The organism is Paenibacillus sp. FSL F4-0122 (assembly GCF_038002845.1).
GTDB lineage: Bacteria > Bacillota > Bacilli > Paenibacillales > Paenibacillaceae > Paenibacillus_AQ > Paenibacillus_AQ odorifer.
Genome location: NZ_JBBODI010000001.1, coordinates 6,240,107 through 6,265,749, shown reverse-complemented (window position 1 = coordinate 6,265,749; position 25,643 = coordinate 6,240,107). Strand labels below are relative to the sequence as shown.

Sequence of the window (25,643 nt, the reverse complement as noted above, 5' to 3'; positions counted from 1 at the left end):
AATGCCTAGTATAATACTTGGTATAAGTAGGAAAAGGAGTCGGTACACATGTCAGTCGATGATTATTTGGATCTTTTAAATTACGCCAAGGCGATTAAAGATGGACAGTGGCAGGCTGACATCATTGAGCGCTTAAAGAATCTTAGTGCAGCAGAGGAAAGTCCTCAGATTCAAGAAGAAAGTGTAATAGAATTATGGTCAAGATTTGATGCCATTAACATAATGATCATGAAGCTGTTTGAGAAGCTACGTGAGAATGAACATTCAGAGCAACAGTTTCAGTGGAAAGAGCAGCTCTGGGAGCTTAGGCTGGAACGAAGTATTTTATCAAAAAAGATTCTTAATCGTTACATTCGAATTAGGTAAACACTAAAAGACAGTTTCCTTATTAATTTAGGGGCTGTCTTTTTTTACGTAATCTTGATACAAAAATGCATTGATAGTCGTCTTACTTATAGCTGCAGCTGATAAGGAGGATTTACAAGATGGAAATTCCGGAATCTGAAATTTTTAAAGCAATATTCTATGAACATTATCCTATTGTCAGACGTAAGCTGACCGCTTTGGTTCGTGATGAGTCGGCAGCAGATGATTTGGCACAAGAAGTTTTTCTGAGATTGTATCGTAACCCCCCAGATGATCCAGCAGCGCTGGGTGCCTGGCTTCATAGAGTCCTTACTCGTATTGGATATGATTATCTAGACAAAAAAGCAAGGGAACGGCGGCTGCAAAATAAACAAGAACAGTTATACGAAGTGGGGGAATCACCTCCTTCAGGAGAGGAAGTCTTAATCAGTAAGCTGGATCAGGAGGATGTTCATGAATGGTTGAACGAGCTGCCTGACAGGGATAGACAAGCGCTTCTGCTTAGATACTCTGGTTACAGTTATGCGGAAATAGCAGGCGAGCTTGGTCTAAGACCTCCCGTAGTAGGGACATTACTGCACCGTGCGACCCTGAGGTTAAGACAAAATGCAGCAAAATCACTATCTCAGTCAGATTAACAAACCGAGATAAACGAAGCTCCAAATTATTTAGGAGGGTTTACTAATGACTAAACAACCGCTAAATCAAGATCATAATAAACAATATACAGATGAAGCCTGGGCCAAATTGCAAAACAAGTTAGCGTCTGAGCATGCAAGTCCTAAATGGGCTGTGTGGAGTCAGCAGTTGGCAGTGGATGTTATGAAAGATGATGATAAACCACACCCAGAAATGGGCCAGCCTCAATCTACAGATGACAATCCGATAACTAATCGCCGATCCAAGCGACCTCGCATGAATCGTCGGCGTAAGTGGGGAGTAGCAGTGGCAGGTGCCGCGATCTTTGCGGTTATACTTGGAACTCCAGTAGGAAATACGGCTATGGCATCGCTGCTGAATCAGTTTCGGATGGAAGAAGTTACAGTTGTGAATGAAAATGATATTCGGGATATTTTTTATCAGGTTAATGAAAGTCAATCCATGAATGAAGCTATGAACAAATTTGGTGTGTTTACAAGTACCTTTGGTTCAAATAAAGGGATTATTCCGTTAGATCAGGTGGAAGAGACTCTAGGTTTTACACTTCCAAGCGGAACTTTGCTCAAGAATGTGAAGAGCGCATATATAACCAATTCACAAGAAATAACCTTGAAGCTTAATATTGAAGCGGTTAATAAAGCAATGAAAAGATTGGGTGCAAAACAGCTTCTTCCAGAAGCCATAGATGGGAAAGAAATTAAATTAGATCTTTCGGAGATCGTGAATTATGATCTTTCGATGGATAATGATAAATGGGCTAATCTTACACAGACGAAGACTCCTTTAATTACTGTAGATCCAACTATAAAGGTTGATGAAGCTTTGGAAGCTATAATCGATTTTCCATTGCTGCCAGATTATCTGAAATCGAGCTTAAAGCAGAGCCGCATTTTATCAGGTGAAATTCCTCTGCCACTGGTAAAAGGCCTGAATACCGACCAAATAAAGATTAAAGATACTACGGTTCTACTGAATCAGAATGAATATAGTCAAGGGATTGTATACTCGGCCATTTGGGTACAGAACGGGCAATTGTTCGATTTCAACGGGGGAAGCGTGTATACAGATAAAGCTGTATTCTTAGAGAAGCTAGAGGAGTTGATTGAATAATGACGGCTGCTGCAATAGAAGCGAAGTCTTTGACCAAAGAATATGATAACGGACGTGGTTGCCGTGATGTAACGATTACTGTTGGGAAAGGGGAAGCCTTTGGCTTCCTCGGCCCTAATGGTGCGGGGAAAAGTACCTTTGTCAAAATGTTGGTAGGTCTCATTCGTCCATCGAATGGTAGTGCTACTCTATTAGGCCATAAGATCGGTTCACTTGAAGCCAAGTCCCAAATCGGATATTTACCGGAATTATATCGCTATCAAGAATGGCTTACCGGGGAAGAAGTAGTAAGACTGCATGCCAAGCTGTGCCGTGTAGAGCGATCTGTAGCCGATAAAAGAATTCCAGAGCTTCTAGCGGAAGTTGGAATTGGAAACCGTGGACGGGATCGTGTGAAACATTATTCCAAAGGGATGCAGCAGAGATTAGGGCTTGCTTGTGCTCTTGTAAACAATCCGGCCATCGTTTTTCTGGATGAGCCCTCATCGGCGCTAGACCCGATTGGACGTCAGGAAGTTCGGAATATTTTGCAGAGGCTAAAAGAGAAGGGAGTTACGATATTTCTTAACTCTCATCTACTGGAGGATGTTGAACTCATCTGCGACCGTATGGCACTGCTGAATAACGGAGTTATACTGCGGCATGGGAAAGTATCTGAGATCTTAAATAAGCGAACAAGCTGGCATTTTAAAGTGGGCGGTTTTACGCCTATTTTGTTGTCTTGGCTACAGGATAGTACTGATCTTAAGATCAAAGTTTCAGCGGATATTGGATCTCAATCTGAAAAAGGAGCTTCAATCCCAGCTACATTGGAAAGTAGCACAGTTTGGCTGGAAGCGGAACTGGAGAATGAGGAGCAAGTAGGCTGGCTGAACACGTTAATTATTGAACAAGGAATGACCTTATATGAAGTCTCACGAAAGCAAGTACGTCTGGAAGACTGGTTTATGAGTGCTGTATCCGGCCTAAGTCACAGAGGTGAACACGAATGAGAATAATCATGGGAATGACCTGGAAGGAATTGCTGCGGAAACGAGTAATGATATTAACACTGCTTATGACCATTGTCTTTCTTATAGGATTTTGGTTTGTGGCAAATACGATCGGACAAAGTGGAATACCGAATAGAACAGATATTAGCAGTGGCGAGCATCTCTTAGCTAATTTTACAAATGGTGCTTTTATATTATCACTTGGATTCTTTTTTGGCGCTTTTGTAATCGCCTTTTTGGCGATCTTCAGTTCCTTCTCAGCTATTGCAGGTGAAGCGGAACAAGGGGTTATGCAGGCTTTACTGCCAAGACCGCTGCCGCGGTGGAAATGGTACATAGGTCGCTGGCTTGGATATGTGACGCTTGGGATTGGTTATGCCCTGATTTTATTTATTTCTATTTTATGGATTACTGAGATCCATGCAACCGTTCCTAGAGATGCCGTAGTCCTATTGAAATCATTTTTGTTATTCTCCTCTATAGTGCCTTTGCTAATTACGATTTCTATGCTGGGTTCTGGATTCTTCTCAGCAGTGGGGAATGGCGTCTTTATGACAATGTTATATGGAGCGGGCTGGTTAGGTGGGATGATTGATAAGATCGGAGGATCGCTGAGATTAGAACCCGATGTTCTTGACACATTAAATAATCTGTCAGGAATGATGGCACTGCTTATGCCAGTGGATGGTTTACAGCGGAAAATGACCGCCGTCCTGTTCAGCGCTAATGAAATGAGTGGAATGATGGGATTGTTCGGCAGCATGAATGGATTGCTGGATTTTAATACGGTTCCGTCAAACATGTTTATTATTTATGCGATAGGATATACCCTGTTAGCTTTTGTTATAGGTCTACTTCGCTTCGAGCGAAAAGACTTATAAAGGGGATGTTAATCCAAAAAGAGCCCTCTTGTCTCATGATCGGGACAATTAGGGCTCTTTGTGTTGTGTAGCGGGAATCATTTCTTAATACCAAGCTCAATCCATTCGGTAGACCAGTTTCCAATTTCACCAAGTATAGGAGCAAGCGCTGTGCCTTTTGGAGTCAGAGAGTACTCAATACGTACTGGCATTTCAGGATATACAGTTCGCTCTATAATGCCTTCGGTTTCCATTTCCTTCAATCGGTCAGATAACACCTTGCCACTGAGATTGGACAGACAGCTCTCAATTTCACCAAAACGGCGTGGCCCTGGCATAAGCACGAAAACGATCAGCGCGACCCAACGTTTACTTAGCAAGTCTACCGCTTTTTCAAAGCGAGGACACATGTTGAAATCATTCATAATATCACCTCGACATTCATTATATCATAAACTTACATAAAGTAATTATAAATATTTAAAGATATATTATAACTTGACGAAGTTATATTACAATGATAAACTTACTTACAAATAGTTACTTATAATTTAACTAATATTTTATCCTTATGCTTAGCTCTATCTAAGCATTGATGAACAATGAGGAAGGTGTAATTATGATTAAACCAGAAATCACTTCTATTTTACAGAATAAAATCACGCGAATTCCTTTAGCAAATTCCACAAATATATTGGTTGGACCCATCACGTTACCGGTGAATTTAGACGGCGAGACCGTTGTTTTTAAATGGTACAACTGGCTGAATACAACGGATGCAGAGCTTCTTCAAGAGGATAGCAGTAAAGCAACGGCAGCTTTAATTTCACGTTTGCCATCCATGAACTTAGCAGAAGGACAACAATCAAGTGTGTTGGTATATGGCGATTTCGAAGGGTCTGAGGATGCATTGATCCGGATGCATAGCATCTGCCATACTGGCGATATTTTTGGCAGTAAACGTTGCGATTGCGGATTCCAGCTGCATCAATCCATGAAAATGATTGTTGAGCATGGCTCTGGGGCATTATTTTATCTCGCGAATCATGAAGGAAGAGGCATTGGCCTGTTCAGCAAATCTTTAGCGTATCTTTTACAGGAAGAAGGATACGATACAGTTGAGGCTAATTTAGAGTTGGGATTTGCTGATGATTCAAGAAACTACGAAGAAGCAATCAGTGTTCTGCAAACTTTACGTCACAAACCAGTGACGCTGATTACGAATAATCCGAAGAAATTGGATGCGCTCAAGGCTGCAGGGATGAATGCCGTAAAAAGAGTAGCGTTATGGGGAGATGTATCTTCTTTTAACGAGAAATATTTGCGGACTAAAGTCGCTCGCTCAGGGCATTTAGAAGCTGTGAAGGACACCCATTCGCTAAATGAAAGACTGGCTAAGTAAAGATTGAAGTAGTGCTTTTGCGCTTCTTCTATTATAATGGGGTACTGGGAACCAACTCTAAGCTTAGTGAGGTACAATATGACTGCTATTCAAGTACAAGACTTACGCAAAACATTCAAAGTACAAAAAAACCGCGAGGGTCTCAAAGGGGCCTTCGCTGATTTGTTTAAAAGGGAATATACGGAAGTGACTGCAGTGAAGGACATTTCCTTTTCCATTCCTGAAGGGGAGATCTGTGGTTATATCGGCGAGAACGGTGCTGGGAAATCGACCACGATCAAAATGCTCACAGGTATTCTCGTGCCGACTTCCGGAAACCTGACAGTAGGTGGGTATGTTCCGTATTTGGAGCGCGAGAAATTCGTGAAAAATATCGGTGTGGTATTCGGGCAACGCAGTCAGCTATGGTGGGACATTGGCGTGATTGAGTCGTTCCAGCTCCTGCGCAAGGTTTACCGGGTGTCTGAACAAGATTTCAAGAAACGGCTGGATGAATTGGTCGAACGACTGCAGCTGCAAGAACTGCTGAATCGTCCGGTTCGTAAGCTTAGTCTAGGTCAGCGGATGCGTTGTGAATTAGTGGCAGCATTGCTTCATAATCCGTCGATTGTATTTCTGGATGAACCGACCATTGGCTTAGATATTGTGGTGAAGTCAGAGATCCGTGAATTCCTAAAAGATATGAACCGCGAGCATGGGACAACCATACTGCTGACTACACATGACCTGCAAGATATTGAGGCGCTTTGCTCCCGAGTGATAATGCTTGATGATGGCCGTATCATTTATGACGGAGGACTGGAAGACCTGAAGCAGCGTTGGGGAACCGGACGTGAGGTTCAATTTCAATTTGGAAATGCAACGAAACGTCAGCAACTTGAGTTATGGACTGAGGGGTTGCCTGTTACTTGGTCTGCGGAGAACGATCTAGGGGCATCTGTCTGGATACCGCTAGATATAAATGTATCGGATGTATTAAGCAGAGTAGTGGGAAAAGCAGACATTACTGATATCAAAATCATAGAGACCAATACGGACGATATTGTTCGCAGTATTTATCAATCCGGGTCTGCAGACAAGCCTGATGAAATGGCTGCCGCTCTGAAGGATGAAAGAGAGGCTTTACATGTCTGATAAGCTTAATCCTGCAACGGCTATGTCCTCCTCCTCAGGAGGCGCGTCTTCTGGTGGTCCTCAGGAGAATAGCCGTAAATTACTATTCGGGGCTTACTTAGATTTTATACGCATCCGTTTCCTTACCATGCTTGCTTATCGGATTAACTACTACTCAGGTATTCTTATCTATTCACTGAATATTGGGGTTAACTATTTCACTTGGATGGCCATCTATGGTAATGGGGATTCATTGGGTGGATTTACTGCAACGCAAATGACATCATATGTTGCTGTGTCGTGGATGGCTAGAGCCTTTTATTTTAATAACCTAGACCGCGAGATCTCTACGGATATCCGTGATGGAAGTATCGCTATCCAGTTTATAAGGCCCTATAACTATGTCTTAGTCAAAATGATGCAAGGTCTTGGAGAGGGAATGTTCCGCTTCCTCTTATTTATGATTCCCGGCATGGCCATAGCGATGCTGCTGTTCCCGGTTCAATTGCCAACAGCGCCATCTGCTTGGGCAGGGTTCCTGGTGATGCTCTTTTTCAGCTTTTTAATTAATTCACAGATCAATATCATCACAGGGCTCTCGGCATTTTTCGTGGAAAATAATGAAGGCATGATGCGAATGAAGCGGGTGATTGTAGACTTATTCTCCGGCTTAATCGTACCGATCAGTCTGTTTCCTAACTGGTTATCTTCCGTACTTGAGGTGCTGCCGTTTCAGGCGATTACCTACTTGCCAGGTTCAGTGTTTACGGGACGGGTGCAAGGGGTTGGAATATGGAATGTATTAGGGATACAAATTATTTGGTTCCTGGTATTGCTGATTCCAATTGTCTGGTTATATCATGCGGCGCGGCAGCGTCTCTTCGTGCAGGGAGGTTGAGGAAACATGTATTACCTGGGATTATTAATTGAATATATCAAAAACTATATGAAGAGCCGGCTCACCTATCGCGCTGACTTTTGGGTAGAGGTCATTTCAGACTTACTTTTTCAAGCTACCAACTTTATCTTTATTCTCGTAATTTTTATGCATACAGATAGCCTGGGCGGTTGGAATCAGAATGAAGTAGTGTTCGTTTATGGATTCTTTATGGTGCCTTTTGGGGTGTTTAGTTGTTTTGTGAATCTATGGGGATTTAGTGAACGTTACATCGTTAAAGGTGAGATGGACCGTATTTTGACACGCCCAGCTCATAATTTGTTCCAGATCTTTTTGGAAAATGTTGATCCGCCAGCACTTATGGGCTCATTCATAGGTATTATTATTATGGCCATCAGTGGCAGCAATTTGGGTCTTCCCTTTGAATGGTGGACGATACCGGCTCTGATCATTCTAACGTTAAGTGCGGTCGCCATCTATACGGGGATTTACACAACGTTGACTTCATTGTCTTTCTATTCGGATGCTCCTACTGGCATTCTTCCGTTAATGTACAACATTCAGACTTATGGCCGTTATCCGGTAACGATTTACAATCGTGCTATACAGGTATTGCTTACTTGGATCATTCCATTTGCATTCGTCGGAGTGTATCCAGCCGCGCTTTTTCTGCAGCGGGAGGAGATGACCAGCCTTGCTCTGATGACACCTGTAGTAGGTGCTATATTTCTGGGGATTGGTTTGTTAGCCTGGAGTTATGGCGTTCGCAGATACAAAGGTGCGGGGTCTTAAGTTAAGCTAGTGTCTTGTTATGTTGGAAAGGCTACCTTCGGGTAGTCTTTTTTTCACCCGGAATTCATGAATATGCTAAAATCATTAATATCTACATTGGGGAGGAATCATAGATGAATGTGTTAGATATTTTACCAGCACCCGACAACTTAAAAAAACTTATGAAAATACTTGCTTCTCTAAATATTGTCCTATGTCCTGAGGAATGGCTTCGCTATCATAATTTTGATTCTAAATTTGATAAGAATGTTTCTCTAGCATCGATCGATAATGGCTCAGGCGATAATTTGTTTATTATTTTTACACCTCAAGGAACGATAATTAAAGGTTTTGATCATGAATCCGAAGTAAGTCCATATGCGCGCGACGAACATGAAGTTTGGCCGGGAATCTATGAAGAAGTCCCAATCTCACTATTGTCTTTTATTGAAGATGAGGCGATAGCTAAGGATGATGTTACTTTTTGTTTTTGGCGTGAAAATAACGACTTGACGTGGCAGAAGGGGAAGGTAGAAATTCCAGCGGAGGTAGAAGATGGTTCGGACTTTTTGCTAGGGACTATTTTCCGCACAGCTGAGGATTTTGTGGAATTTGCCGAAGGTTATTTTGAACTCACACTCCCTTTAGAGGTCGTTGCACAAGTTTATGAGGGTGCAGTCATTACCAAAGAGATGATCAAAGCGTTAAATCCTGATGGTGATGTAGAGACAATTCTTCAGGAGTTAGCAGAGCTAGACTCTTAGGGACTTATCGATTTTGAAAACAAAGGGGGATGCGAAATGGAACTTTACGTGGAAAAGCTGAATGCTGATGCTGCTAGGGATATTTTAAGCTGGCAATATGATCCACCCTATGATTTTTACAACAATGAAACAACTCCTGAAGCTATAAGTGAAATGCTAGAGGAAGCATTTTTTTCTGTACTTGATGCAAATAAACAATTGATCGGATTCTTCTGTGTAGGAAGTCCGGCACAGGTTCCAAATGATAAATATACATATTCTCAGGATTTTATAGATGTGGGTTTAGGAATGAAGCCAGAGTTAACCGGACAGGGGAATGGGACTCTATTTTTCACAACAGTCCTTAACTATATTAATGAGAGATTCGAGGAAAAACCAAAGCGGCTGACAGTGGCGAAGTTCAACGATAGAGCGATACGCTTGTATGAAAAACTAGGATTTAGCCGGGAAGCTGAAATCGTTAAAGGAACTACAGAATTTATTATTATGATTTGTAATGAAAATGATAATCTTACTCCCATGTATGAGCGGGCAAAACCCGGCGAAATAATTACTTTTGGCTCTTATCCGCAAATGGCGGACGGAGCAGAAAAAATGCCGATAAAGTGGCGGGTGCTGCAAAATTCAGGTAGAGAGCTGTTCATTTTAAGCGAGTACATTTTGGACTGCAGGCGGTATCACAGTGAATATGTTGATGTTACATGGCATGACTCCGATTTGCGAAAGTGGTTGAACGATGATTTTTATAATGCCGCTTTTAATGACTCCGAGCACAGGCTCATCAAGACTACACAATGCACAGATAACGGAGAGGGAAGTATAAACACGGAAGATAAGATTTTTCTGCTCAGTGTTTCGGAGGCGAATGAATTGACCTTTAAACTTGGTGAAGATACTTTACGTGCGAAGCGTAGGGCGATAGGAACGGGATTCTCCAAAGTGAAAAAGAACGATGGATGTAAATTGTATGTGTATGATAAAAAAGTCAAAGCTGATTATATCCTTGAGAAGGATGAAGAGTTTGGCTGCTCATGGTGGTGGCTGAGAACTCAACCTGCGATTTCTTCACGTGCGTATTTTGTAGGTACCCGTAGCAGTATTCGCAGTTACGGACATGTAAACTTAGCTTGTTACGGTGTGCGCCCCGCTATAATCCTTAATTATTAAGCTCTTTCTCCAACATCGTTTCATGGGAAGCGAATCTTACCACAGAAACAAAACAGCCTGAACCCCTAGGAATACAGGGCTCAGGCTGTTTATTATTGTTTCTATTTCATGGAATTAGATTTGTCTTTAGCATTGAGTGTAGCAATCAGTTTCTCGCCTTCGACATCCAGGTTTGGCAGAATACGGTCGAGCCATTTTGGAAGTGCCCAAGCTTTGTTGCCGAAAATAGACATTACAGCAGGAACTAATCCCATTCGAATAATGAAAGCATCGATTAAGATCCCTACGGCCAGTGTAAAGCCGATTTGTTTAATCATGACATCATCCGTAAAAATAAACCCTGCAAAAACGGAGATCATAATTATAGCAGCGCCTACTACGACACGACTCACCTGGTTGTATCCATGAACAACGGACTCTGATCCCTCATGACCATGAACGTACGATTCACGCATGGAACTGACAAGGAAAACCTGATAGTCCATCGCGAGCCCATATAGGATACCCGTAACGATGATTGGCATAAAGCTTAGCAATGGGCCACCGGTGTCGAAACCGAAGAGAGAATGGAGCCAGCCCCATTGGAACACGGCTGTGGTGATCCCGAAGGTAGCGAGTATGCTAAGCAGAAAGCCGATCGTAGCTTTGATAGGAACGATAATCGAACGAAATACCAACAGAAGAATAATGAGCGATAGGAGAATGATGATTCCTACATAAATGGGAAATACATCTGCCAGTTTGGCCGACATATCGATGTTAACAGCGGTAAAGCCGGTAACCCCGAGTTTAACATCATTACTTTGAGCGATACTAGATTCCGTAGCCCGTAAATCATTCACCAGATTTTTGGTTGTTATATCGCTAGGACCCGTTTCTGGAATCAGACTGAAGATAGCTAAATCCTTAGTCATGCCCAGAGGAGTGACCTGCGCGACATTCTTTTGAGCTTGGAGCTCTTTTACAAGATTTCCTAAGAGCTCCGGAGTGACTGGAGTGGAAGAATTCTTTGGTTCTGCAACCAGAATAAGCGGTCCGTTAAATCCCTCTCCAAAACCCTCGGATATAGCATCATAACTTTGTCTTGCTACCGTGTCCAAATTCGCTGAGGCAGCTCCGGGAATGCCCATTTCCATTTTCGCTATGGGGGTTGCTGCTACGCCAAGTACCAGGACGATGGCAACAATAGTGACCCAACGATACTTGATGATAAATTTAACCCATCTATCAGCTATACCGCGGTTACCCGTTTTATGATGATCCTTGTTTTTCTTGCGAGCTTTAGGCGAACAGATGCGTTCACCCACCAATCCGAGCAATGCCGGCAATAGGGTTAAGGCAACAAATACGTTGATGAGGACGGTAGCTGCTGCTACTAACGCCATCGTAGATAAGAAAGTAAGCCCGATTACAAGCATACCGCAGAGAGCGATAATAACCGTCAAACCGGCGAAAAATACGGCGCTGCCGGATGTGCCAATTGCTCTAGCCGCAGCTTCTTGTGCGCTTAATCCTTGATCAATAATCATCCGGCGTTGGCGATTTACAATGAAAAGAGCATAATCGATTCCGACGGCTAATCCAATCATAAGCGCCAAGACGGAAGTGACACTAGGCATTTCAATGAATTTGGAAATAGAAAATGCTCCACCCACACCGATGCCGACTCCAAGCAGTGCAGTTATAAGGGGCAGCCCTGCTGCAACGACAGAGCCAAGCGTCACCAGCAAAACAATTGCAGCAATGACAAGTCCGACAATCTCAGCTGATCCTACACCGATAGATACTGATTTGAGTGTCTCACCCGGCAGTACAGTAATGTTGGTATCTTTCTCGACATTCATGACGGTATCAATTACAGAATCAAAAATATCTTGAGAGATAGCTGATTGCTCAATGGTAAACTGGAATTGGAACAATGCAATTCTACCGTCTGCGGAAAGAATAACACCAGGCACCGGAACACCATCTGCCATCAGAGGACCATAGGAAGGGGGTGCTGTGGCTGTTGCAGACTGATCCATACTGGCAGCCTGAGTTGCTTCAGTAGTTGAACTACTTGCTTCCGCTGCATAATCCGCAGGATTAATCACTTCGTTTATACCGTAAACCTCATTAATACCCTTAGTGATCGCTGCCAAACGTTCTGGCGTATCCAATCGCTCGCTTTGAGGTGCTTTGAACACGACACTTCCTTGTCCACCAGATGCAGCCGGAAGTTCTGTTGCTAATTGATCCAAAATCTTTTGCGATTCCGTGCCTTCAATCTTCATTTCCGAACTGATATGAATACCATTCATGCTGATCATAGAGATGACAATTCCTAAAATTAAAATCCAACCTAAAATGAAGTACCCAGGTTTACGATAAGCGGTTTTTCCCACTCTGTATAATAATGTTGACATGTATCTATTTTACACTCCCTCGATGATGAAAACTGATTGTTAGCCTATTAGAATCCGTTGCGTAAATATCCGTAAATAGTTTCCAAAAATTGATCGAACGTAAGAGTTTCAGGACTTGGATCGTCGCTCGTCGTTTGTCCCGGCAGCAGCACATTAAGTTTTCCGTCAATTAAGGGAAGTACAGTTCCGTAAACCGAATTTATAAGCAGATAAGTATAAACCTCGTCATACTTACCATTTGACAAGTGCAACAATGTTTTTTGTGCTCCAGTTTGCGTAAGGTGTATTGCTCTTAAATAATGGGGCTCGAGGGCTGGGAATTTTCGGGAAAGTAATGAAAGCTCACGCAACCTCCCTATAAGCTCAGCTGTAAGTTGCATCTTAATTAGTTGATATAAGGTATCCAGCAGGGAGGCATTTTCAGGGATTTTGGTGAGCAATTCTTCATACTCATTCGTGTTCCGTACGGTAACTGCTCCCATCGCAACTGCCTCTTCCTTGCATGTGAAATAGTTTGCGAAAGTTCTTCTGGAGTAGCCGGCTTTTTGCACGATATCTTCAACAACAAAACCGTCCAACCCATGTTCAAGTGCAAGTTCGAATGCCGCTTCAGCTAGCGCTTTTTCAGTGGCTTCTTTTTTGAAATCTCTCAACGTTTGTTTAATCATAACTTTATGTATACACCTCCCATACGGCTGTTTTTGTGGTGAAGATTAGGATTACTGACTATATACTAATGTAAACTTGCCCAAAGTGCAAACTTTCTCATTGGGCAAGTTTATGCTTTGGGATCTGCTTATAGAAAACTCTCAGCTGTTACACAGCAGAAAACAGGAAATAAAAATAGAATAATTTCTCTTTATCAACAGATGAAAAGAGTACATAATTACAGACGACCTCATTAACTCTAGAAATATTTTGTGAGTATTATAAATGATCTTTTCCAAAGAGGGGAGTTCGTTGTATGTATGGAATTCTGGCTGTTTCCGGCCTGTCTTTTCTTCTGGTGGCGGTATTTACACCTCTATTAATCTGGACGCTGCATAGACTGAGGTTAACGCAGCCGATTCGTGCCGAGCTTCCAGCAGATCATCAGGCCAAACGGGGTACACCACTAATGGCAGGGTTGATCCTGCTTATCGGGATAGCGATTTCGCTGCAGTTTCAACCCGGGCCTCTAATGTTACTCTTATGCGTTACGTTTTTGTTGTTTAGTTCAGTCGGATTTTTGGATGATTTCAAAAAGGCTTTTTGGCAAAATCCTTCCGGCATCAGCGGCCGCTCAAAACTAGTGCTTCAATTTCTTTTTACTGGAATTATATTATATGTGTTGTTCCATTCGTTCGGCCTGACGAGTGATATCGAGTTATTTAAAGGGCAAAATCTGCAGTTGCCTGTGTACCTTTATGTGGCCATCATTTTGCTGTTTGTGGTCGGCTCCGCGAATGCCATCAATTTTACAGATGGTCTCGATGGGCTACTGATCAATGTTGCCATACCGTCGTATTTTTTCTTTTTTATGATTTCGGACAAACCTGAAGTGCAGACATTTTCACTTGTTATGATCGGTTGTCTGCTAGGGCTTTTGCTTTACAATATTTATCCAGCAAGAGCGTTTATGGGCGATACTGGATCACTGGCGATCGGGGGCTCCCTTTCCGTTCTGGCTGTCATTGAGAAGGTTGAGCTTTTACTTCCAATTTTGTTTTTCGTTTATTTTGCGGAGCAGTTGTCGGTCATTTTACAAGTTTGGTACTACAAACGGACGAAGCTGCGGCTATTCCGGATGGCTCCGATTCATTACCACTTCAGCTTAAAATACGGATGGAGTGAGAACAAAATCGTGATGATTTTCGGTTTCATTTCGTGGGTATCCGTACTGCTTTGCTGGTTGATTTGGAAATATTTAATTCACTAAACGAACAATTCGATACGAAACATGAATCTACATAATGTTATTGCAACAACGAGACATCGGCATCTTTTGTATTTACAAATCTATAAAAATAGATATAATGGAACACATGGAACCTTTAATGATATTCAAAGCGTTGTCTAACGAGACTCGTAGTCAAATTATGATGTGGCTAAAAACTCCCGAGGAATTTTTTGATGAAAAGCCTTATTTACAACAAGGCCTAAATTTTCAAATCGGGATTTGCGTGGGCGATATTCAAGCTAAAGCGGGGCTTGCACAGTCGGTTATTTCGAGCTATCTATTGACCATGCAAAAAGCTGGTTTGCTGGAATCTGAGCGAATTGGGAAGTGGACGTATTATCGTCGAAACGAAAAGATAATTCAAGAATTTTCCGATTATATTAAAGAGAAACTATAGGAGAGAGGAGGAAGGGCTTTTTTTTGATAATACATATCTACAAATCTAAATATGTAAATATAAATGGAGGATTATTTTAAAATGAAAAAGGTTAACCCTTTACTTATTATTATTTTGGCTTTAGGCGTATTTGGCATTATTACAACGGAAATGGGGATTATAGGTGTTCTGCCACAGGTAACTCAAAAATTTAATATATCAACTTCTCAGTCTGGATGGCTTGTAAGTATATTTGCTTTAGTTGTTGCTATTTCAGGTCCATTTCTGACCTTATTGGCTTCTGGAATTAATCGTAAAGTAATTCTATTAACTGCCGTACTTATTTTTGCAATTTCAAATATTGTTTATGCGTATACGACCATGTTTGAAGTAATGCTGATTTTTCGTATTATCCCTGCTATTTTTCATCCCGTATTTTTTTCAGTTGCACTTGTTACCGCTGCCCAACTTGTCCCTCCGGAAAAGAGCACCAAAGCAGTTACAAAGGTTTTCGCCGGAATAACGGTCGGGTTTGCTTTTGGTGTGCCTTTGACTTCTTATCTCGCGGACAAAATTTCTTTAGAAGTCGCTTTTCTCTTTGGAGCTGTCGTAAGTATAATTGCCTTTTTAGGAATACTAGCTTGGCTTCCTTCCATGCCAGTTAAAGAAAAAATGTCTTATGGTAAACAACTTGGTATTTTACGCAAACCCCTATTGTGGTTAAATATTGTGGCAGTTATTTTTATCTTTGCAGCTATGTTTTCTGTGTACAGTTACTTTGCTGAATATCTTGGGCAGGTAACACATATGAACGGGTCATGGATTAGTATCATGTTGATGGCCTTTGGGATAATCATGATTTTTGGGAATTTTTTATTTGGAAGCCTTTTGCATAAAGGCATTACAAAGACCGTTATCATGTTTCCATTGTTATATGCGGTAACTTACTTATTCGTATATTATCTAGGTTCTTATTTCCTTCCGATGGTTGTTATCATAATCATTTGGGGGGCAGTGCATTCCGGCGGACTGATTGTCAGTCAAGCATGGTTAACGACCGAAGCGAAAGAAGCTCCCGAATTCGGTAACAGCTTGTTTATCTCATTTTCTAACCTTGGAATTACTATAGGGACTGCTATCGGTGGTTGGTTTATTTCTCATGCAGGAATACATCAACTCATCTGGATCGGAATTATGTTTTCCCTGCTTGCTTTCTTATCGATCATAATCAAAATAAAGATTTCCAAATTAAACGTGGTGGAAGTAGAGTAAAGGCGAAACAGCGATAACCAAGTATCTTTTTTCTGGTACATGGCTGTCGCTGTTTTCTATGATTAGTATTACAGTCTTGTGTTTTTAAGTGTTTTAATTTATTTTTATTAGACCCCATGAAATTACATACGTGTATAAGAAAGAGGTTATCAATGAATAAGATTTATCTATTAAAAAGCTTTCTAGCTATCACACTCTTACTTGGAACAACAACTGCCTGCAACTTAGCCGAGCAGATTACTTTAGAACCAGTTCCAACGATTACGGCCGATTCCAGTTCTGGATTAGATTCTACGCCAGACAATACAACAGAGGACAACAAACGTTTAATAGATGCAAAGGTAACACGAGTAGTCGATGGTGACACCATGAAGCTGACTATAGGCGGCAAAAAGGAAACCATTCGTTTATTGCTGGTCGATACTCCAGAGTCAGTGAATCCGAATATCCCCGAACCACAGCCATTTTCGCTAGAAGCTTCTGATTTCGCCAAAAAGATGCTTACGGATAAAGATGTACAAATTGAACTAGATGTATCGGAGCGGGACAAATATGGCCGCCTACTTTGTTACCTCTATATAGATGGGAAAATGTTCAATGAGATTCTGCTAGAGCAGGGTTATGCACGTGTAGCCTATGTATTTGCACCTAACACAAAATATGTTGATCAATTTAGAGCGATTCAGGATAAGGCGCGAGAGCGGGGATTAGGTATTTGGAGCATTGAAAATTACGCGCAAGACAAAGGTTTTCATGTGAAGAAAAAGAAATGAACTTCTATTAACGTAGGGTATTTGAGCCTATTAGAAGACAGGGGATAGTTTATTGAGCGATTATATTATGGAGTTAAGAAAGCTGGTAGGTACCAGACCGCTTATAATGGCAGGAGCCTGTGTTTTATTGTGCAGCAATCATCAATTATTATTGCAACGTAGAACGGACAACGGGTGCTGGGGTTTGCCAGGTGGTTCAATGGAGCTTGGGGAGACTTTAGAAGAGGTCGCTAAGAGGGAGCTTTTTGAGGAAACAGGCTTAACAGCCAAAGTTCTTGATTTGTTCGACATGTTCTCTGGAAAAGATCTTTATTATAAATACCCGCACGGTGATGAAGTATATAATGTTGTGGCTGCGTATCTATGCACGGACTTTGATGGGGCGCTAAAAGTAGATGGAATTGAGGTGCAAGAATTGCGTTTTTTTAGTTATGAAGAATTGCCAAGCGAGCTGTCTCCTCCAGATGTTCCCGTCATTAAGAGGTTTATGGATCGTTTTGTTTGTAACTGAACCGGCTAACGAAACCACATCTCACTCAAAGCGTCACCTTTCCCTGGGTACATTAATAAGATGAACAATGAAACATGACATCAGCCCGGAAAGGTGTGCGATTATGGACGGAACAATCCTGAATTTCTTTGCTGGCGGCAACACAGCTCACGGCTTCTCTAACCTTTATGAGTCGTCATTGCAAGATTTAACGCGTTTGTTTGTTTTAAAAGGAGGCCCCGGTACGGGGAAAACTAGAATCATTCGAGAAATCGGAGATCTTCTGGCTCAACAAGGTTATGAGATCTGGTTAATTCACGCAGCGTCAGATAATGATTCACTCGACGGAGTGGTTATTCCTGAATTAAAAGTAGGAATTATAGATGGTACGGCTCCACGGGTCATTAAGCCAGAATTGCCTGAAGAGGCCATCGTACATGTGAATTTGGAGCAGGCCGTCGATACGCTCCAGTTAAGCCAGCGTTGTGTTGAGATCGACAGCTTAGTTGATCAGTACACGGAAGAGCATGAACTCGCTTATTCAGGCTTTGCTGAAGCACTCCGCATTCATGACGAGTGGGAAGCGATTTATATTGCGACAATGAATTTCCAAGCCGCTGATGAGCTGACTCAGGAGTATATTCAACTTCTGTATGGTGATCAGAACTTCGAAAAAGTAAGCCGGGTGGATCACCGTTTTTTAGGTGCAGCTACGCCTAAGGGTGCAGTGGATTTTGTACCTAATTTAACCGCAGGACTAAAAAGATATCTTGTAAAAGGTCGCGCGGGATCCGGTAAATCTACACTTTTAAAAAAATTGGCAGCTGAAGGAATAAAACGTGGTGTCAATGTTGAGATTTACCACTGTGGTTTCGATCCGAACAGTCTTGATATGATTATCGTACGCGAGCTTGGGTTTGCTATTTTTGACAGCACAGCTCCGCATGAGTATTTCCCTGACCGTGCCACCGACGAGATTGTTGATATGTATTCACGGTGCATACAGTCAGGTACGGATGAAGCTTTTGCCGAAGCCATCGCAGGTATTAAAGAGCGATATTCCAGCACCATGAAACGATCCATTCAACATCTGACAGATGCCAAAGTATTTTTGGATGAGTTAAAGACAATCTATGCCGCCGCTACAGATTTTGACCATGTAGATCAGATTAAATCCCAAATTCAACAAGAAATCAGCGGGATTGTGGAAAGTCCTCAGGAGGTTTAACCTTCATTAAAGATCGCTCTCTTAGCGGGCGGTCTTTTTTCTATGTCAAGAAATTGGTATGGTACATACGCACCCATGCGGTTATTTCCACAAGAATTGTATCCAAGTATGCTCTCTCTAGGGACAACGATAAGGGAGAGAGAAACTTATGAGTGATCAGAAAGTGATGTTTAGAAAGGGTCTTAAGGATTCTGTAGCTATTGTTGCAGGATTTATTCCTGCTTGTTTTACGTTTGGATTGGTCGGTAAGGGATTAGGCCTAGGGAGTCTGGAAGTGTTCTTATTGTCAGCGCTCGTATTTGCGGGAGCCAGCCAATTTATTGGCGTGAAAATGCTTGCTGCTGGGGCCGCCGCTCCAATGATCCTGCTGCTTACGTTGATCATTAATTTAAGATATTTGTTTATCAGCCTATCTTTTGGGGGTCAGCTTGACCGTACAATCAATCCTCTGGCCAAAGTCTGGATTGGGTTTAGTTTAACAGAAGAAGTGTACGCTGTTAGTATGATCCCCCGCAATCATTCAAAAGAAAATATAACTCTTCCATATTTGCTGGGTCTACAAATTCCTCCGTATATAGCAAATTTACTGGCAACAGCTGCGGGAATATCGCTGGCATCCTACATTCCGGCTATATACTTACCTGCTTTGAACACCTCATTATATGCCTTACTGATAGCACTAATAGTGCCACAACTAAAGGGAAGCATTCGGAATTTGGCCATATGTTTAGCAGCGGCGGGTTCTTCATGGCTCCTACATCCCGTACTTGGAAACTCCTCGATACTTGCAGCTATGTTAATTGGTATGGCAGTAGGCTCCTTATTTCCAGAGCAAGCTGAAGTAGAAAAGGAGGTATCCGTATGACTATTTTGATCATTATCGGGATGGCAATCCTTACATTTTCATTTCGTTTTGTACCTTTGCTGCTGACAAAGCATACGAATGGCTCTTCCAAAGTCCAAGCTTTGTTGGAATATTTGCCTATCGCGGTTCTTAGTGCTCTAACGGTTCCTGGGATATTTCAGGTGGACGCAGATGACAATCTTGTAGGTATCGCTTCGGGTATAGTCGCTGTTATACTGGTATTAATTAGGAAAATCCCGCTGTTACTCGTGATCTTAGGTGCTGTTTCTGCAGCAATAATTGTAAAAATCCTTACTATGAACCATTAAGAAAACCCGGATTAGAAGGGTAGGAAATCTTATGAAGCATGAATTGCTGATTACTCTCGATAAACAAAGACCCATTCCATTAAGCCGTCAAATTTATGAGCAGGTTCGTAATGCTATCCATTCAGGAGCTTTAAGTGGGGGAGATTCGCTACCTCCATCAAGAACTTTGGCCAATCAACTGGAAGTATCCAGAAGTGTAATTCTTCAATCCTACGAGCTACTTCAAGCAGAGGGTTATCTGGAGATGAGAAAAGGGGCAGGTACCTATATAGCGGGGCTGCCGGTGGAGGAGAAAGACCCCCAGGATTCTGATAACCCTTACAATTTTATAACGAAGGGTCCTGATTTCCTTACACTCAATCCTTCTTCTATTATAGAAAACGACTTGAACACAGTATTATGTAATTTTCGGCACGGTGTACCTGCATGGGACGCTTTTCCAATGGATCAGTGGCAAAAAGCATTAATGAATGCCTGTCGTCGTGCATCTCCTGATACTTTGGGTTACGGCCCGGTCGAGGGCTCTTTGGGACTACGCCAAGAGATTGCACGTTTATTACGGTCCACACGTTCGATGCCCGTGGTTCCGGAGCAAATTGTGATTACATCCGGGGCAACGCAGGCATTGGATATATTATCGAGAATTTTTGTTTCAAAAGGTGATGATGTTATTGTTGAAGATCCATCACATAACGTTGTGCGGGAGATTTTTTCGTTCGCTGGAGCGGTGGTTACACCCATCAGGGTTGACCTAGAGGGAATCTGTGTAGATGAGCTCCAAGCAAGCTGTGATCACATCAAAGAAGGTCCTCATAAAAAACCAAAACTAGCTTATGTCACTCCTTCGCATCAGTTTCCTTTCGGGGTGACCCTGTCGATGAAACGAAGAGTGCAGTTACTGGAATGGGCCAAAGCCAATCAAGCTTTTATTATTGAAGATGATTATGACAGTGAATACAGGTACGAGGGTCCGAAGCTATCATCGCTTGCTGGACTAGATGTTGACGGTAGAGTAATTTATGTAGGCAGTTTTAGTAAAGTGTTATTTCCTTCTCTGCGCATAGGTTATGTTGTATTGCCTCCGACTTTGATTCAACCTTTTTTGGCGGTCAAATGGATAACAGATCGTATGTCTTCTGCTTTGGATCAGGAAGCGTTGGCGGAATTTATTCAGAATGGACATTATGCGAGGCATGTTACGCAGATGGGGAAACTTTATGCTGCCCGCAGGGCTTGTCTAGTAAAAAGTTTGGATGCTGAATTTGGCAGTCGTGTCCGCTATTATGGGGAAGAGGCGGGTCTTCATTTATTAATTGAGCTGGAATCTGGTGCCGAAGAGCATCGTATAGCTGAATTGGCGTTACGATATGGAGTTCGGGTCTATCCTGCGTCTTCTTATTTTGTGGGCAGTAAACCTCAAGGTCCTGTCTTTCTACTTGGTTATTCTAATCTCACCGAGAATCAGATTAAGGTGGGTGTGAACCGCTTGATGTTAGCTGAAACGGAAGCGGCAGTTAGTACTAGAACTTAATCGAAAGCGATAGATTATCTAATTCTGGAGGTTTTTATGAAACGGTATATGTTAGGCATTGATCTTGGCGGAACCAATATTAAAGCAGGGATTTACGATACTGATTTTATAGCTGTTAAAGAAAGATCTATACCAACAGAGGCTGCTAAGGGCCCAGCCCATGTGTTGGGACGGATTAGAGAAGCCGTACGTTTAATCACGGATGAAGCGAATATTCCATTAGATTTGGTAGAAGGAATGGGAATCGGAGTGCCAGGATTACTTGATCCGGTAGCGGGAATTTCTTTTTTTTCACCGAATTTTCCGGATTGGGAGCATGTACATGTTGTAGATGAGATGAAAAAATTCTATGACTTTCCTACTTTTATTGATAATGATGTTAGGGTTAATCTTTATGGTGAATGGCAACAAGGTGCAGGAAGAGGGTATAACAATCTGGTTCTGATTACATTGGGAACGGGATTAGGGTCAGGTATCGTGAATGACGGAAAAGTGATCTACGGTACGTCTTATAGCGCTGGTGAAATTGGGCATATGAATATGTACAGGAACGGACGTCCCTGCAAATGTGGAAGCTCCGGTTGTTTAGGGCGATATGTGTCCGCGATTGGCATGGTGAATACTTTTAAAGAGAAGCTGAAAGAAGGACGAACAAGTATTATTCAGACTTGGACTAAGGAACAAGAAGAGCAAATTACCGCGTTAATGATATCTGAAGCTTACGAACTTGGAGACGCTCTCTCTATGGAAGTAATGCAGGAGACTGGAGCTATACTTGGATTTGGATTAGCGAATGTTGTGAATATCCTCAACCCGGATCTTATTATTGTAGGTGGGGGAATGGCAGCGGCGGGAGATAAATTGCTCCAACCCGTAAGAGAGACTGTGCATCAGCATGCGTTGAAGCTATCAAGCATTAAGTGTAAAATTGTTCAAGCAGAGCTTGGGAGTCGGGCAGGAACAATAGGTGCGGCCTCTTATGCGTATAATAAGCTGCAAGATGCAGGAAAATTAAACTTTGGTTAGTGTTATTTGTTTTTTTTACATGAAATGGAACCAGATTGAGCCGCCCGGAATACAACTGTATAAAATCCGTGGAGGTGCTCTTATGTTTGCAATCATGCAATTAATAGGTGGAGTGATTCTTTCTTTGGGATGGATCCCGCAGATTGTTCAAATCCTCAAATCAAAATCCGTAGCCGATTTAAATCTAAAATCGTATTTACTTATGCTGCTCGGGATTAGTCTAATGGAAGCTTATGCGATTAGTTTGGCGGTTACGGGGGTTGGATTAGCTTTTTTGATTACAAATACGATGTCTTTATGTGTTGTATTGCTGGTTATTATTCTAGTGATTAAATATCGAACAAGACAATGAATGAAGCTTATAAATTTAATCTAGATAGTGAATGCAGGAGGTTAATTTGCGCGAAAAAAATTATACATATGAAATCGATGCGGTAACTTTTCAATTGCAGGAAGCCTGTGATTTTGCTTGGTTAACTAAGCTGGGAAAAGTGTTTAAAGTGTTCGATCAGCAAGACTCCGGAAATTTTTCTTTTGGTGTGGAGCAGGATGGAAAGAAGTTTTTTGTGAAATTTGCTGGAGCGAGACCTTTGACTTATGCCGGCAATCCTCAGGATGCTGTTAACCGTTTAATTGAAGCTATTCCGTTATATAACGAACTTAGATCTGATGCACTGATCACGCTACTGTCGCATTATGAGGTTGAGTCAGGGTATGTAGCAGTCTTTGATTGGTTTGCAGGTGAATGTTTACATTCGCATTGGCTATTTGCGGGAGAAGCGAAGCTGAGTCATCCGGAGTCGCCTTTTTTTCGTTATAAGCAATTATCCGTTGAAAAACGTCTGTCTTCATTAGATGTAATCTTTTTGTTTCATGAACATGTTGAGTATCGAGGGTATGTAGCTGTGGATTTTTATGACGGAAGTATTTTATATGATTTTGTAAACGATGGAACTAAAATTTGTGATATTGATTATTATAGACTAAAGCCTACTGTAAATGATCTGGGAGAGAACTTCTGGGGTTCATCCAGATTCAAGTCACCGGAAGAGTTTAGCTTGGATGCGCCGATTGATGAAGTTACGAATGTATTTAATATGGGCGCCACAGCATTTGTTTTATTAGGAGGAGCATCCGATCGATCGTTTGTAAAATGGGAAACCAGTCAAGCCCTCTACGAGGTAGCTTTACGGGCCGTCAGTGCGGTGAGGGAGCAGCGGTATCGGAATGTAGCAGAATTTAAATTGGCTTGGGATGCGGCAAAAAATGTTTGAGGCTGGTGGGAAGGCGAGGGATATAATTGCAGGTAAACTTTTTTGAGTTGGATAAGGAAAAAGAAGTTGTGCTGAAGTACGTTGTTATTATGGTTAAACATGGTGAAGAATGGATCTTAGCGAGACATCAGGACCGTTCGACGTGGGAGTTTGCCGGAGGGCATATAGAGGTTGGCGAAATCCCGGAGCAGGCTGCTGCCAGAGAATTATATGAAGAAACGGGTGCGGAACAATTCTCACTTTTTCCAATAGCTATTTATAGGGTCACTAGTATCGACGCTCCAGAAAATTATGGTAAGTTATATTTTGCAAATGTGGAACAGTTCGCAGAACTTCCTCCTTATGAGATGGCAGAAATCAGAGGATTTACTGAGATACCAAAAGAGCTGACGTATCCCTTGATATACCCAGCTTTGATTTCAAAAGTTCAGGATTTCATTAACCATTCATCTTCAGCTGTAAGATAAGAATGATAGCCCTGCTGTTGTCACATGATATGATTAATAAATAGAACAAGCAGGAGGGATTTCATTGAAAAGAGACATTCAGCATGTACCCTATGGCTATGAGCAACCAGTTGAGCAACGTAAAGGGACTTTAGTGTTTTACGATTCTTTTGAACATATAACAGATCAAGAGCTTGAAGTGGCGGCAAAAACTGCAGCAGACCGGCGTTTCACTAAACTGGTGTTATATCCACTTCATGAGGAAACGGTGCGACGGATGACCAAAGAGCCGGTGAGTGCTTATTATAAGCGAGAGGACCGGCTGCATGAATGGAAAAGAGAGCAAGGACGTAGCTTTATCACGGTAGAGAGTTTGGAAGGGAAGCGAAAAAAGTATACTCCGCTTGATTCTGCGCTGCGGCATCTTTTGGAGATCTATCCTTCGCCGATTTTTCTGTATTTAACGCCTGAGGTGGCGAATCAGTTTGCGTCTTATTCTTCTTTTGAAGAGTGGATTGTAAAGATTCGGTTATTGTTGCCAGCTGCACCTTCATCACTGCATCCACGGTTACTAAAATTTCGCCATCGCTGGGATGTTGTTGGAGAAGAGAAAGATTAAGAATTAACAAATTTAATTTGTGCTGCTTTGTTTACGTCTGTAATTGTACATTCTCCATTGATAATGGATAAAACATCCGATACAAAAACCAAAAATCGCCACAGTGGCAGCCACTGCAACGAGCGCTGTGAAAATGTAAGCTGCGATCGTCCAGCCAACGATGAAGCTGATCAGACCCCCTGCGAGGCAGAAGACAGCTATGCTTTGATTAAACTGTTGTTGTGACCAGTCTTCGAGTACATAGTGGGAACGCTCTTTTGTCAGAAACCTGGCAGCTAGCTTAATGATGGGATTATAACCGAACAAAAGACCGAGCAATCCGGCAAACAAGGGCAGCGCTAGTATCCAGTGTTGTCCTGTTAGCCATGTTAATATTACAGAAATGACGATAAACGCCTGATTAGTTTTTACTAATGGCCGGGCGATTCCTTTGGGCACGTTTTGCATTTTATTCACACCTTTCTCATTGGAATAATTATAGTATACGCTGGGATTGTGGGAATGGGAAGTAGATAATTTCGTGCGAGAGTGGATTAGTGAGGGATGGAGAAGGTATGGAGATGGCTGGAAGCGGATGGGGAAGATGGGGCGGATGGAGGTAGGTGGAGCAGATGGAGCGAATGGGGGCAGATGGAGCTGATGGAGCTGATGGAGCAGATGGGCTGGATGGAGCAGATGGAGCAGATGGAGCAGATGGAGCAGATGGAGCAGATGGGCTGGATGGAGGCAGTTGGTAATTTATTGAGAAAATACAGATGGACATTAATAGCATCCCACCCACCTAGCATGTTACGTCCTCATCTCCTCTCGACAGCACATTGGGCCTTCTCTCCTTTACCGCATCTGGTTCACTCCATTTCCTTCAGTCCAACTGATCCACTCTATCTCCTTCACTCCATCGGACTCCAGAGTCCTTATTTGCTCGAAAAGTAACCTTTTGAAAGATTAACGGACCCCAATGCAGCTATGAGCACAAAAAGGGATGAAA

Annotated in this window: 30 protein-coding genes; 26 read left to right on the top strand and 4 right to left on the bottom strand. The window is 42.2% G+C overall.

From position 1 onward, the window contains the following. The first annotated feature begins 48 nt into the window (after nt 1-48). The 5 genes from MHH49_RS27450 (at nt 49) to MHH49_RS27430 (ending at nt 4,009) form a co-directional block, all read left to right on the top strand. The gene (locus MHH49_RS27450; protein WP_076143974.1) at nt 49-366 is read left to right on the top strand and encodes a hypothetical protein; all 318 of its coding nucleotides are present in this window, start codon (nt 49-51) and stop codon (nt 364-366) included. 119 nt (nt 367-485) lie between these two features. Continuing rightward, nucleotides 486-1,004 (top strand): sigma-70 family RNA polymerase sigma factor, encoded by a 519-nt coding sequence (locus MHH49_RS27445; RefSeq protein WP_036686680.1) that lies wholly within the window; start codon nt 486-488, stop codon nt 1,002-1,004. Between the two features lie 46 nt (nt 1,005-1,050). Continuing rightward, on the top strand, nt 1,051-2,136 hold the full coding sequence (locus MHH49_RS27440) for a DUF4179 domain-containing protein (RefSeq protein WP_076297197.1): 1,086 nt from the start codon (nt 1,051-1,053) through the stop codon (nt 2,134-2,136). Further along, nucleotides 2,136-3,128, top strand: a complete 993-nt coding sequence (locus MHH49_RS27435; RefSeq protein WP_076275186.1) for an ABC transporter ATP-binding protein — start codon at nt 2,136-2,138, stop codon at nt 3,126-3,128. Before MHH49_RS27440 ends, MHH49_RS27435 begins: the two co-directional genes overlap by 1 nt. Beyond that, nucleotides 3,125-4,009 (top strand): ABC transporter permease subunit, encoded by an 885-nt coding sequence (locus MHH49_RS27430; protein ID WP_036686685.1) that lies wholly within the window; start codon nt 3,125-3,127, stop codon nt 4,007-4,009. Before MHH49_RS27435 ends, MHH49_RS27430 begins: the two co-directional genes overlap by 4 nt. 77 nt (nt 4,010-4,086) lie before the next feature. Here the strand turns inward: MHH49_RS27430 and MHH49_RS27425 are convergent, their stop codons facing one another. Continuing rightward, nucleotides 4,087-4,413 carry a winged helix-turn-helix transcriptional regulator gene (locus tag MHH49_RS27425; RefSeq protein ID WP_036686688.1) on the bottom strand — a complete coding sequence of 109 codons (327 nt, stop codon included), beginning with the start codon at nt 4,411-4,413 and terminating at the stop codon, nt 4,087-4,089. Nucleotides 4,414-4,607: 194 nt separating this feature from the next. Here MHH49_RS27425 and MHH49_RS27420 point away from each other — a divergent pair, with 194 nt between their 5' ends. The 6 genes from MHH49_RS27420 (at nt 4,608) to MHH49_RS27395 (ending at nt 10,103) form a co-directional block, all read left to right on the top strand. Continuing rightward, complete coding sequence (locus MHH49_RS27420) at nt 4,608-5,390, top strand: GTP cyclohydrolase II (RefSeq protein ID WP_036686690.1); 783 nt, start codon at nt 4,608-4,610, stop codon at nt 5,388-5,390. 78 nt (nt 5,391-5,468) lie between these two features. Next, entirely contained in the window at nt 5,469-6,524 is a 1,056-nt protein-coding gene (locus MHH49_RS27415; RefSeq protein WP_038570639.1) for an ABC transporter ATP-binding protein, read from the top strand. 127 nt (nt 6,525-6,651) lie between these two features. Then, nucleotides 6,652-7,401 (top strand): ABC transporter permease, encoded by a 750-nt coding sequence (locus tag MHH49_RS27410; RefSeq protein ID WP_051491475.1) that lies wholly within the window; start codon nt 6,652-6,654, stop codon nt 7,399-7,401. 6 nt (nt 7,402-7,407) lie between these two features. Then, nucleotides 7,408-8,193, top strand: a complete 786-nt coding sequence (locus MHH49_RS27405; RefSeq protein WP_036686696.1) for an ABC transporter permease — start codon at nt 7,408-7,410, stop codon at nt 8,191-8,193. 113 nt (nt 8,194-8,306) lie between these two features. Next, complete coding sequence (locus MHH49_RS27400) at nt 8,307-8,936, top strand: hypothetical protein (protein WP_076143969.1); 630 nt, start codon at nt 8,307-8,309, stop codon at nt 8,934-8,936. Nucleotides 8,937-8,972: 36 nt separating this feature from the next. Continuing rightward, entirely contained in the window at nt 8,973-10,103 is a 1,131-nt protein-coding gene (locus MHH49_RS27395) for a GNAT family N-acetyltransferase (protein WP_080742484.1), read from the top strand. Between the two features lie 101 nt (nt 10,104-10,204). On the opposite strand, the gene MHH49_RS27390 is transcribed toward MHH49_RS27395, so the two are convergent. Both MHH49_RS27390 and MHH49_RS27385 read right to left on the bottom strand, forming a co-directional pair. Then, entirely contained in the window at nt 10,205-12,508 is a 2,304-nt protein-coding gene (locus MHH49_RS27390; RefSeq protein ID WP_076275185.1) for an MMPL family transporter, read from the bottom strand. Nucleotides 12,509-12,555: 47 nt separating this feature from the next. Beyond that, nucleotides 12,556-13,176 (bottom strand): TetR/AcrR family transcriptional regulator, encoded by a 621-nt coding sequence (locus MHH49_RS27385; RefSeq protein WP_036686703.1) that lies wholly within the window; start codon nt 13,174-13,176, stop codon nt 12,556-12,558. 296 nt (nt 13,177-13,472) lie between these two features. On the opposite strand from MHH49_RS27385, the gene mraY reads away from it, so the two are divergent. From mraY to MHH49_RS27315, 14 genes are all read left to right on the top strand, one after another. Beyond that, nucleotides 13,473-14,426: a phospho-N-acetylmuramoyl-pentapeptide-transferase gene (gene mraY / locus MHH49_RS27380; RefSeq protein ID WP_036686705.1), complete on the top strand. Its 954-nt coding sequence runs from the start codon at nt 13,473-13,475 to the stop codon at nt 14,424-14,426. 106 nt (nt 14,427-14,532) lie between these two features. After that, nucleotides 14,533-14,844, top strand: coding sequence for an ArsR/SmtB family transcription factor (locus MHH49_RS27375; protein WP_051491476.1), 312 nt, complete (start codon nt 14,533-14,535; stop codon nt 14,842-14,844). Between the two features lie 81 nt (nt 14,845-14,925). After that, nucleotides 14,926-16,095: an MFS transporter gene (locus tag MHH49_RS27370; RefSeq protein WP_036686708.1), complete on the top strand. Its 1,170-nt coding sequence runs from the start codon at nt 14,926-14,928 to the stop codon at nt 16,093-16,095. A gap of 152 nt (nt 16,096-16,247) precedes the next feature. Beyond that, nucleotides 16,248-16,868, top strand: a complete 621-nt coding sequence (locus MHH49_RS27365) for a thermonuclease family protein (protein WP_341138682.1) — start codon at nt 16,248-16,250, stop codon at nt 16,866-16,868. 67 nt (nt 16,869-16,935) lie between these two features. Further along, complete coding sequence (locus MHH49_RS27360; RefSeq protein WP_038574424.1) at nt 16,936-17,379, top strand: NUDIX hydrolase; 444 nt, start codon at nt 16,936-16,938, stop codon at nt 17,377-17,379. Between the two features lie 103 nt (nt 17,380-17,482). Further along, entirely contained in the window at nt 17,483-18,586 is a 1,104-nt protein-coding gene (locus tag MHH49_RS27355) for a PRK06851 family protein (protein ID WP_076100927.1), read from the top strand. Between the two features lie 148 nt (nt 18,587-18,734). Further along, on the top strand, nt 18,735-19,451 hold the full coding sequence (locus tag MHH49_RS27350) for an AzlC family ABC transporter permease (RefSeq protein ID WP_038570649.1): 717 nt from the start codon (nt 18,735-18,737) through the stop codon (nt 19,449-19,451). Then, nucleotides 19,448-19,759, top strand: coding sequence for an AzlD domain-containing protein (locus tag MHH49_RS27345; RefSeq protein WP_038570653.1), 312 nt, complete (start codon nt 19,448-19,450; stop codon nt 19,757-19,759). Before MHH49_RS27350 ends, MHH49_RS27345 begins: the two co-directional genes overlap by 4 nt. A gap of 31 nt (nt 19,760-19,790) precedes the next feature. Continuing rightward, a complete protein-coding gene (pdxR, locus tag MHH49_RS27340; protein WP_076224177.1) occupies nt 19,791-21,290 on the top strand; it encodes a MocR-like pyridoxine biosynthesis transcription factor PdxR in 1,500 nt (499 codons plus the stop codon). A 36-nt stretch (nt 21,291-21,326) separates the two neighbouring features. Further along, complete coding sequence (locus MHH49_RS27335) at nt 21,327-22,316, top strand: ROK family protein (protein ID WP_076275183.1); 990 nt, start codon at nt 21,327-21,329, stop codon at nt 22,314-22,316. 82 nt (nt 22,317-22,398) lie between these two features. Then, nucleotides 22,399-22,668, top strand: coding sequence for a PQ-loop domain-containing transporter (locus tag MHH49_RS27330; protein WP_036686720.1), 270 nt, complete (start codon nt 22,399-22,401; stop codon nt 22,666-22,668). A gap of 46 nt (nt 22,669-22,714) precedes the next feature. Continuing rightward, nucleotides 22,715-23,590 carry a serine/threonine protein kinase gene (locus MHH49_RS27325; protein WP_370510585.1) on the top strand — a complete coding sequence of 292 codons (876 nt, stop codon included), beginning with the start codon at nt 22,715-22,717 and terminating at the stop codon, nt 23,588-23,590. Between the two features lie 26 nt (nt 23,591-23,616). After that, a complete protein-coding gene (locus MHH49_RS27320) occupies nt 23,617-24,057 on the top strand; it encodes an NUDIX hydrolase (protein ID WP_036686724.1) in 441 nt (146 codons plus the stop codon). 64 nt (nt 24,058-24,121) lie between these two features. Beyond that, a complete protein-coding gene (locus MHH49_RS27315; protein WP_038570668.1) occupies nt 24,122-24,655 on the top strand; it encodes a hypothetical protein in 534 nt (177 codons plus the stop codon). 12 nt (nt 24,656-24,667) lie between these two features. On the opposite strand, the gene MHH49_RS27310 is transcribed toward MHH49_RS27315, so the two are convergent. Further along, complete coding sequence (locus tag MHH49_RS27310; RefSeq protein ID WP_038570671.1) at nt 24,668-25,102, bottom strand: DUF4395 domain-containing protein; 435 nt, start codon at nt 25,100-25,102, stop codon at nt 24,668-24,670. Between the two features lie 96 nt (nt 25,103-25,198). Here MHH49_RS27310 and MHH49_RS27305 point away from each other — a divergent pair, with 96 nt between their 5' ends. After that, on the top strand, nt 25,199-25,588 hold the full coding sequence (locus tag MHH49_RS27305) for a hypothetical protein (RefSeq protein WP_339810598.1): 390 nt from the start codon (nt 25,199-25,201) through the stop codon (nt 25,586-25,588). Nucleotides 25,589-25,643: the final 55 nt, after the last annotated feature.

What these genes read in the sequence shown, in the direction of transcription:
- MHH49_RS27450 (WP_076143974.1), top strand. Translation starts at nt 49, where the DNA reads ATGTCAGTCGATGATTATTTGGATCTTTTAAATTACGCCAAGGCGATT.
- MHH49_RS27445 (WP_036686680.1), top strand. Translation starts at nt 486, where the DNA reads ATGGAAATTCCGGAATCTGAAATTTTTAAAGCAATATTCTATGAACAT.
- MHH49_RS27440 (WP_076297197.1), top strand. Translation starts at nt 1,051, where the DNA reads ATGACTAAACAACCGCTAAATCAAGATCATAATAAACAATATACAGAT.
- MHH49_RS27435 (WP_076275186.1), top strand. Translation starts at nt 2,136, where the DNA reads ATGACGGCTGCTGCAATAGAAGCGAAGTCTTTGACCAAAGAATATGAT.
- MHH49_RS27430 (WP_036686685.1), top strand. Translation starts at nt 3,125, where the DNA reads ATGAGAATAATCATGGGAATGACCTGGAAGGAATTGCTGCGGAAACGA.
- MHH49_RS27425 (WP_036686688.1), bottom strand. Translation starts at nt 4,413, where the DNA reads ATGAATGATTTCAACATGTGTCCTCGCTTTGAAAAAGCGGTAGACTTG.
- MHH49_RS27420 (WP_036686690.1), top strand. Translation starts at nt 4,608, where the DNA reads ATGATTAAACCAGAAATCACTTCTATTTTACAGAATAAAATCACGCGA.
- MHH49_RS27415 (WP_038570639.1), top strand. Translation starts at nt 5,469, where the DNA reads ATGACTGCTATTCAAGTACAAGACTTACGCAAAACATTCAAAGTACAA.
- MHH49_RS27410 (WP_051491475.1), top strand. Translation starts at nt 6,652, where the DNA reads ATGCTTGCTTATCGGATTAACTACTACTCAGGTATTCTTATCTATTCA.
- MHH49_RS27405 (WP_036686696.1), top strand. Translation starts at nt 7,408, where the DNA reads ATGTATTACCTGGGATTATTAATTGAATATATCAAAAACTATATGAAG.
- MHH49_RS27400 (WP_076143969.1), top strand. Translation starts at nt 8,307, where the DNA reads ATGAATGTGTTAGATATTTTACCAGCACCCGACAACTTAAAAAAACTT.
- MHH49_RS27395 (WP_080742484.1), top strand. Translation starts at nt 8,973, where the DNA reads ATGGAACTTTACGTGGAAAAGCTGAATGCTGATGCTGCTAGGGATATT.
- MHH49_RS27390 (WP_076275185.1), bottom strand. Translation starts at nt 12,508, where the DNA reads ATGTCAACATTATTATACAGAGTGGGAAAAACCGCTTATCGTAAACCT.
- MHH49_RS27385 (WP_036686703.1), bottom strand. Translation starts at nt 13,176, where the DNA reads ATGATTAAACAAACGTTGAGAGATTTCAAAAAAGAAGCCACTGAAAAA.
- mraY (WP_036686705.1), top strand. Translation starts at nt 13,473, where the DNA reads ATGTATGGAATTCTGGCTGTTTCCGGCCTGTCTTTTCTTCTGGTGGCG.
- MHH49_RS27375 (WP_051491476.1), top strand. Translation starts at nt 14,533, where the DNA reads ATGGAACCTTTAATGATATTCAAAGCGTTGTCTAACGAGACTCGTAGT.
- MHH49_RS27370 (WP_036686708.1), top strand. Translation starts at nt 14,926, where the DNA reads ATGAAAAAGGTTAACCCTTTACTTATTATTATTTTGGCTTTAGGCGTA.
- MHH49_RS27365 (WP_341138682.1), top strand. Translation starts at nt 16,248, where the DNA reads ATGAATAAGATTTATCTATTAAAAAGCTTTCTAGCTATCACACTCTTA.
- MHH49_RS27360 (WP_038574424.1), top strand. Translation starts at nt 16,936, where the DNA reads ATGGAGTTAAGAAAGCTGGTAGGTACCAGACCGCTTATAATGGCAGGA.
- MHH49_RS27355 (WP_076100927.1), top strand. Translation starts at nt 17,483, where the DNA reads ATGGACGGAACAATCCTGAATTTCTTTGCTGGCGGCAACACAGCTCAC.
- MHH49_RS27350 (WP_038570649.1), top strand. Translation starts at nt 18,735, where the DNA reads ATGAGTGATCAGAAAGTGATGTTTAGAAAGGGTCTTAAGGATTCTGTA.
- MHH49_RS27345 (WP_038570653.1), top strand. Translation starts at nt 19,448, where the DNA reads ATGACTATTTTGATCATTATCGGGATGGCAATCCTTACATTTTCATTT.
- pdxR (WP_076224177.1), top strand. Translation starts at nt 19,791, where the DNA reads ATGAAGCATGAATTGCTGATTACTCTCGATAAACAAAGACCCATTCCA.
- MHH49_RS27335 (WP_076275183.1), top strand. Translation starts at nt 21,327, where the DNA reads ATGAAACGGTATATGTTAGGCATTGATCTTGGCGGAACCAATATTAAA.
- MHH49_RS27330 (WP_036686720.1), top strand. Translation starts at nt 22,399, where the DNA reads ATGTTTGCAATCATGCAATTAATAGGTGGAGTGATTCTTTCTTTGGGA.
- MHH49_RS27310 (WP_038570671.1), bottom strand. Translation starts at nt 25,102, where the DNA reads ATGCAAAACGTGCCCAAAGGAATCGCCCGGCCATTAGTAAAAACTAAT.
- MHH49_RS27305 (WP_339810598.1), top strand. Translation starts at nt 25,199, where the DNA reads ATGGAGAAGGTATGGAGATGGCTGGAAGCGGATGGGGAAGATGGGGCG.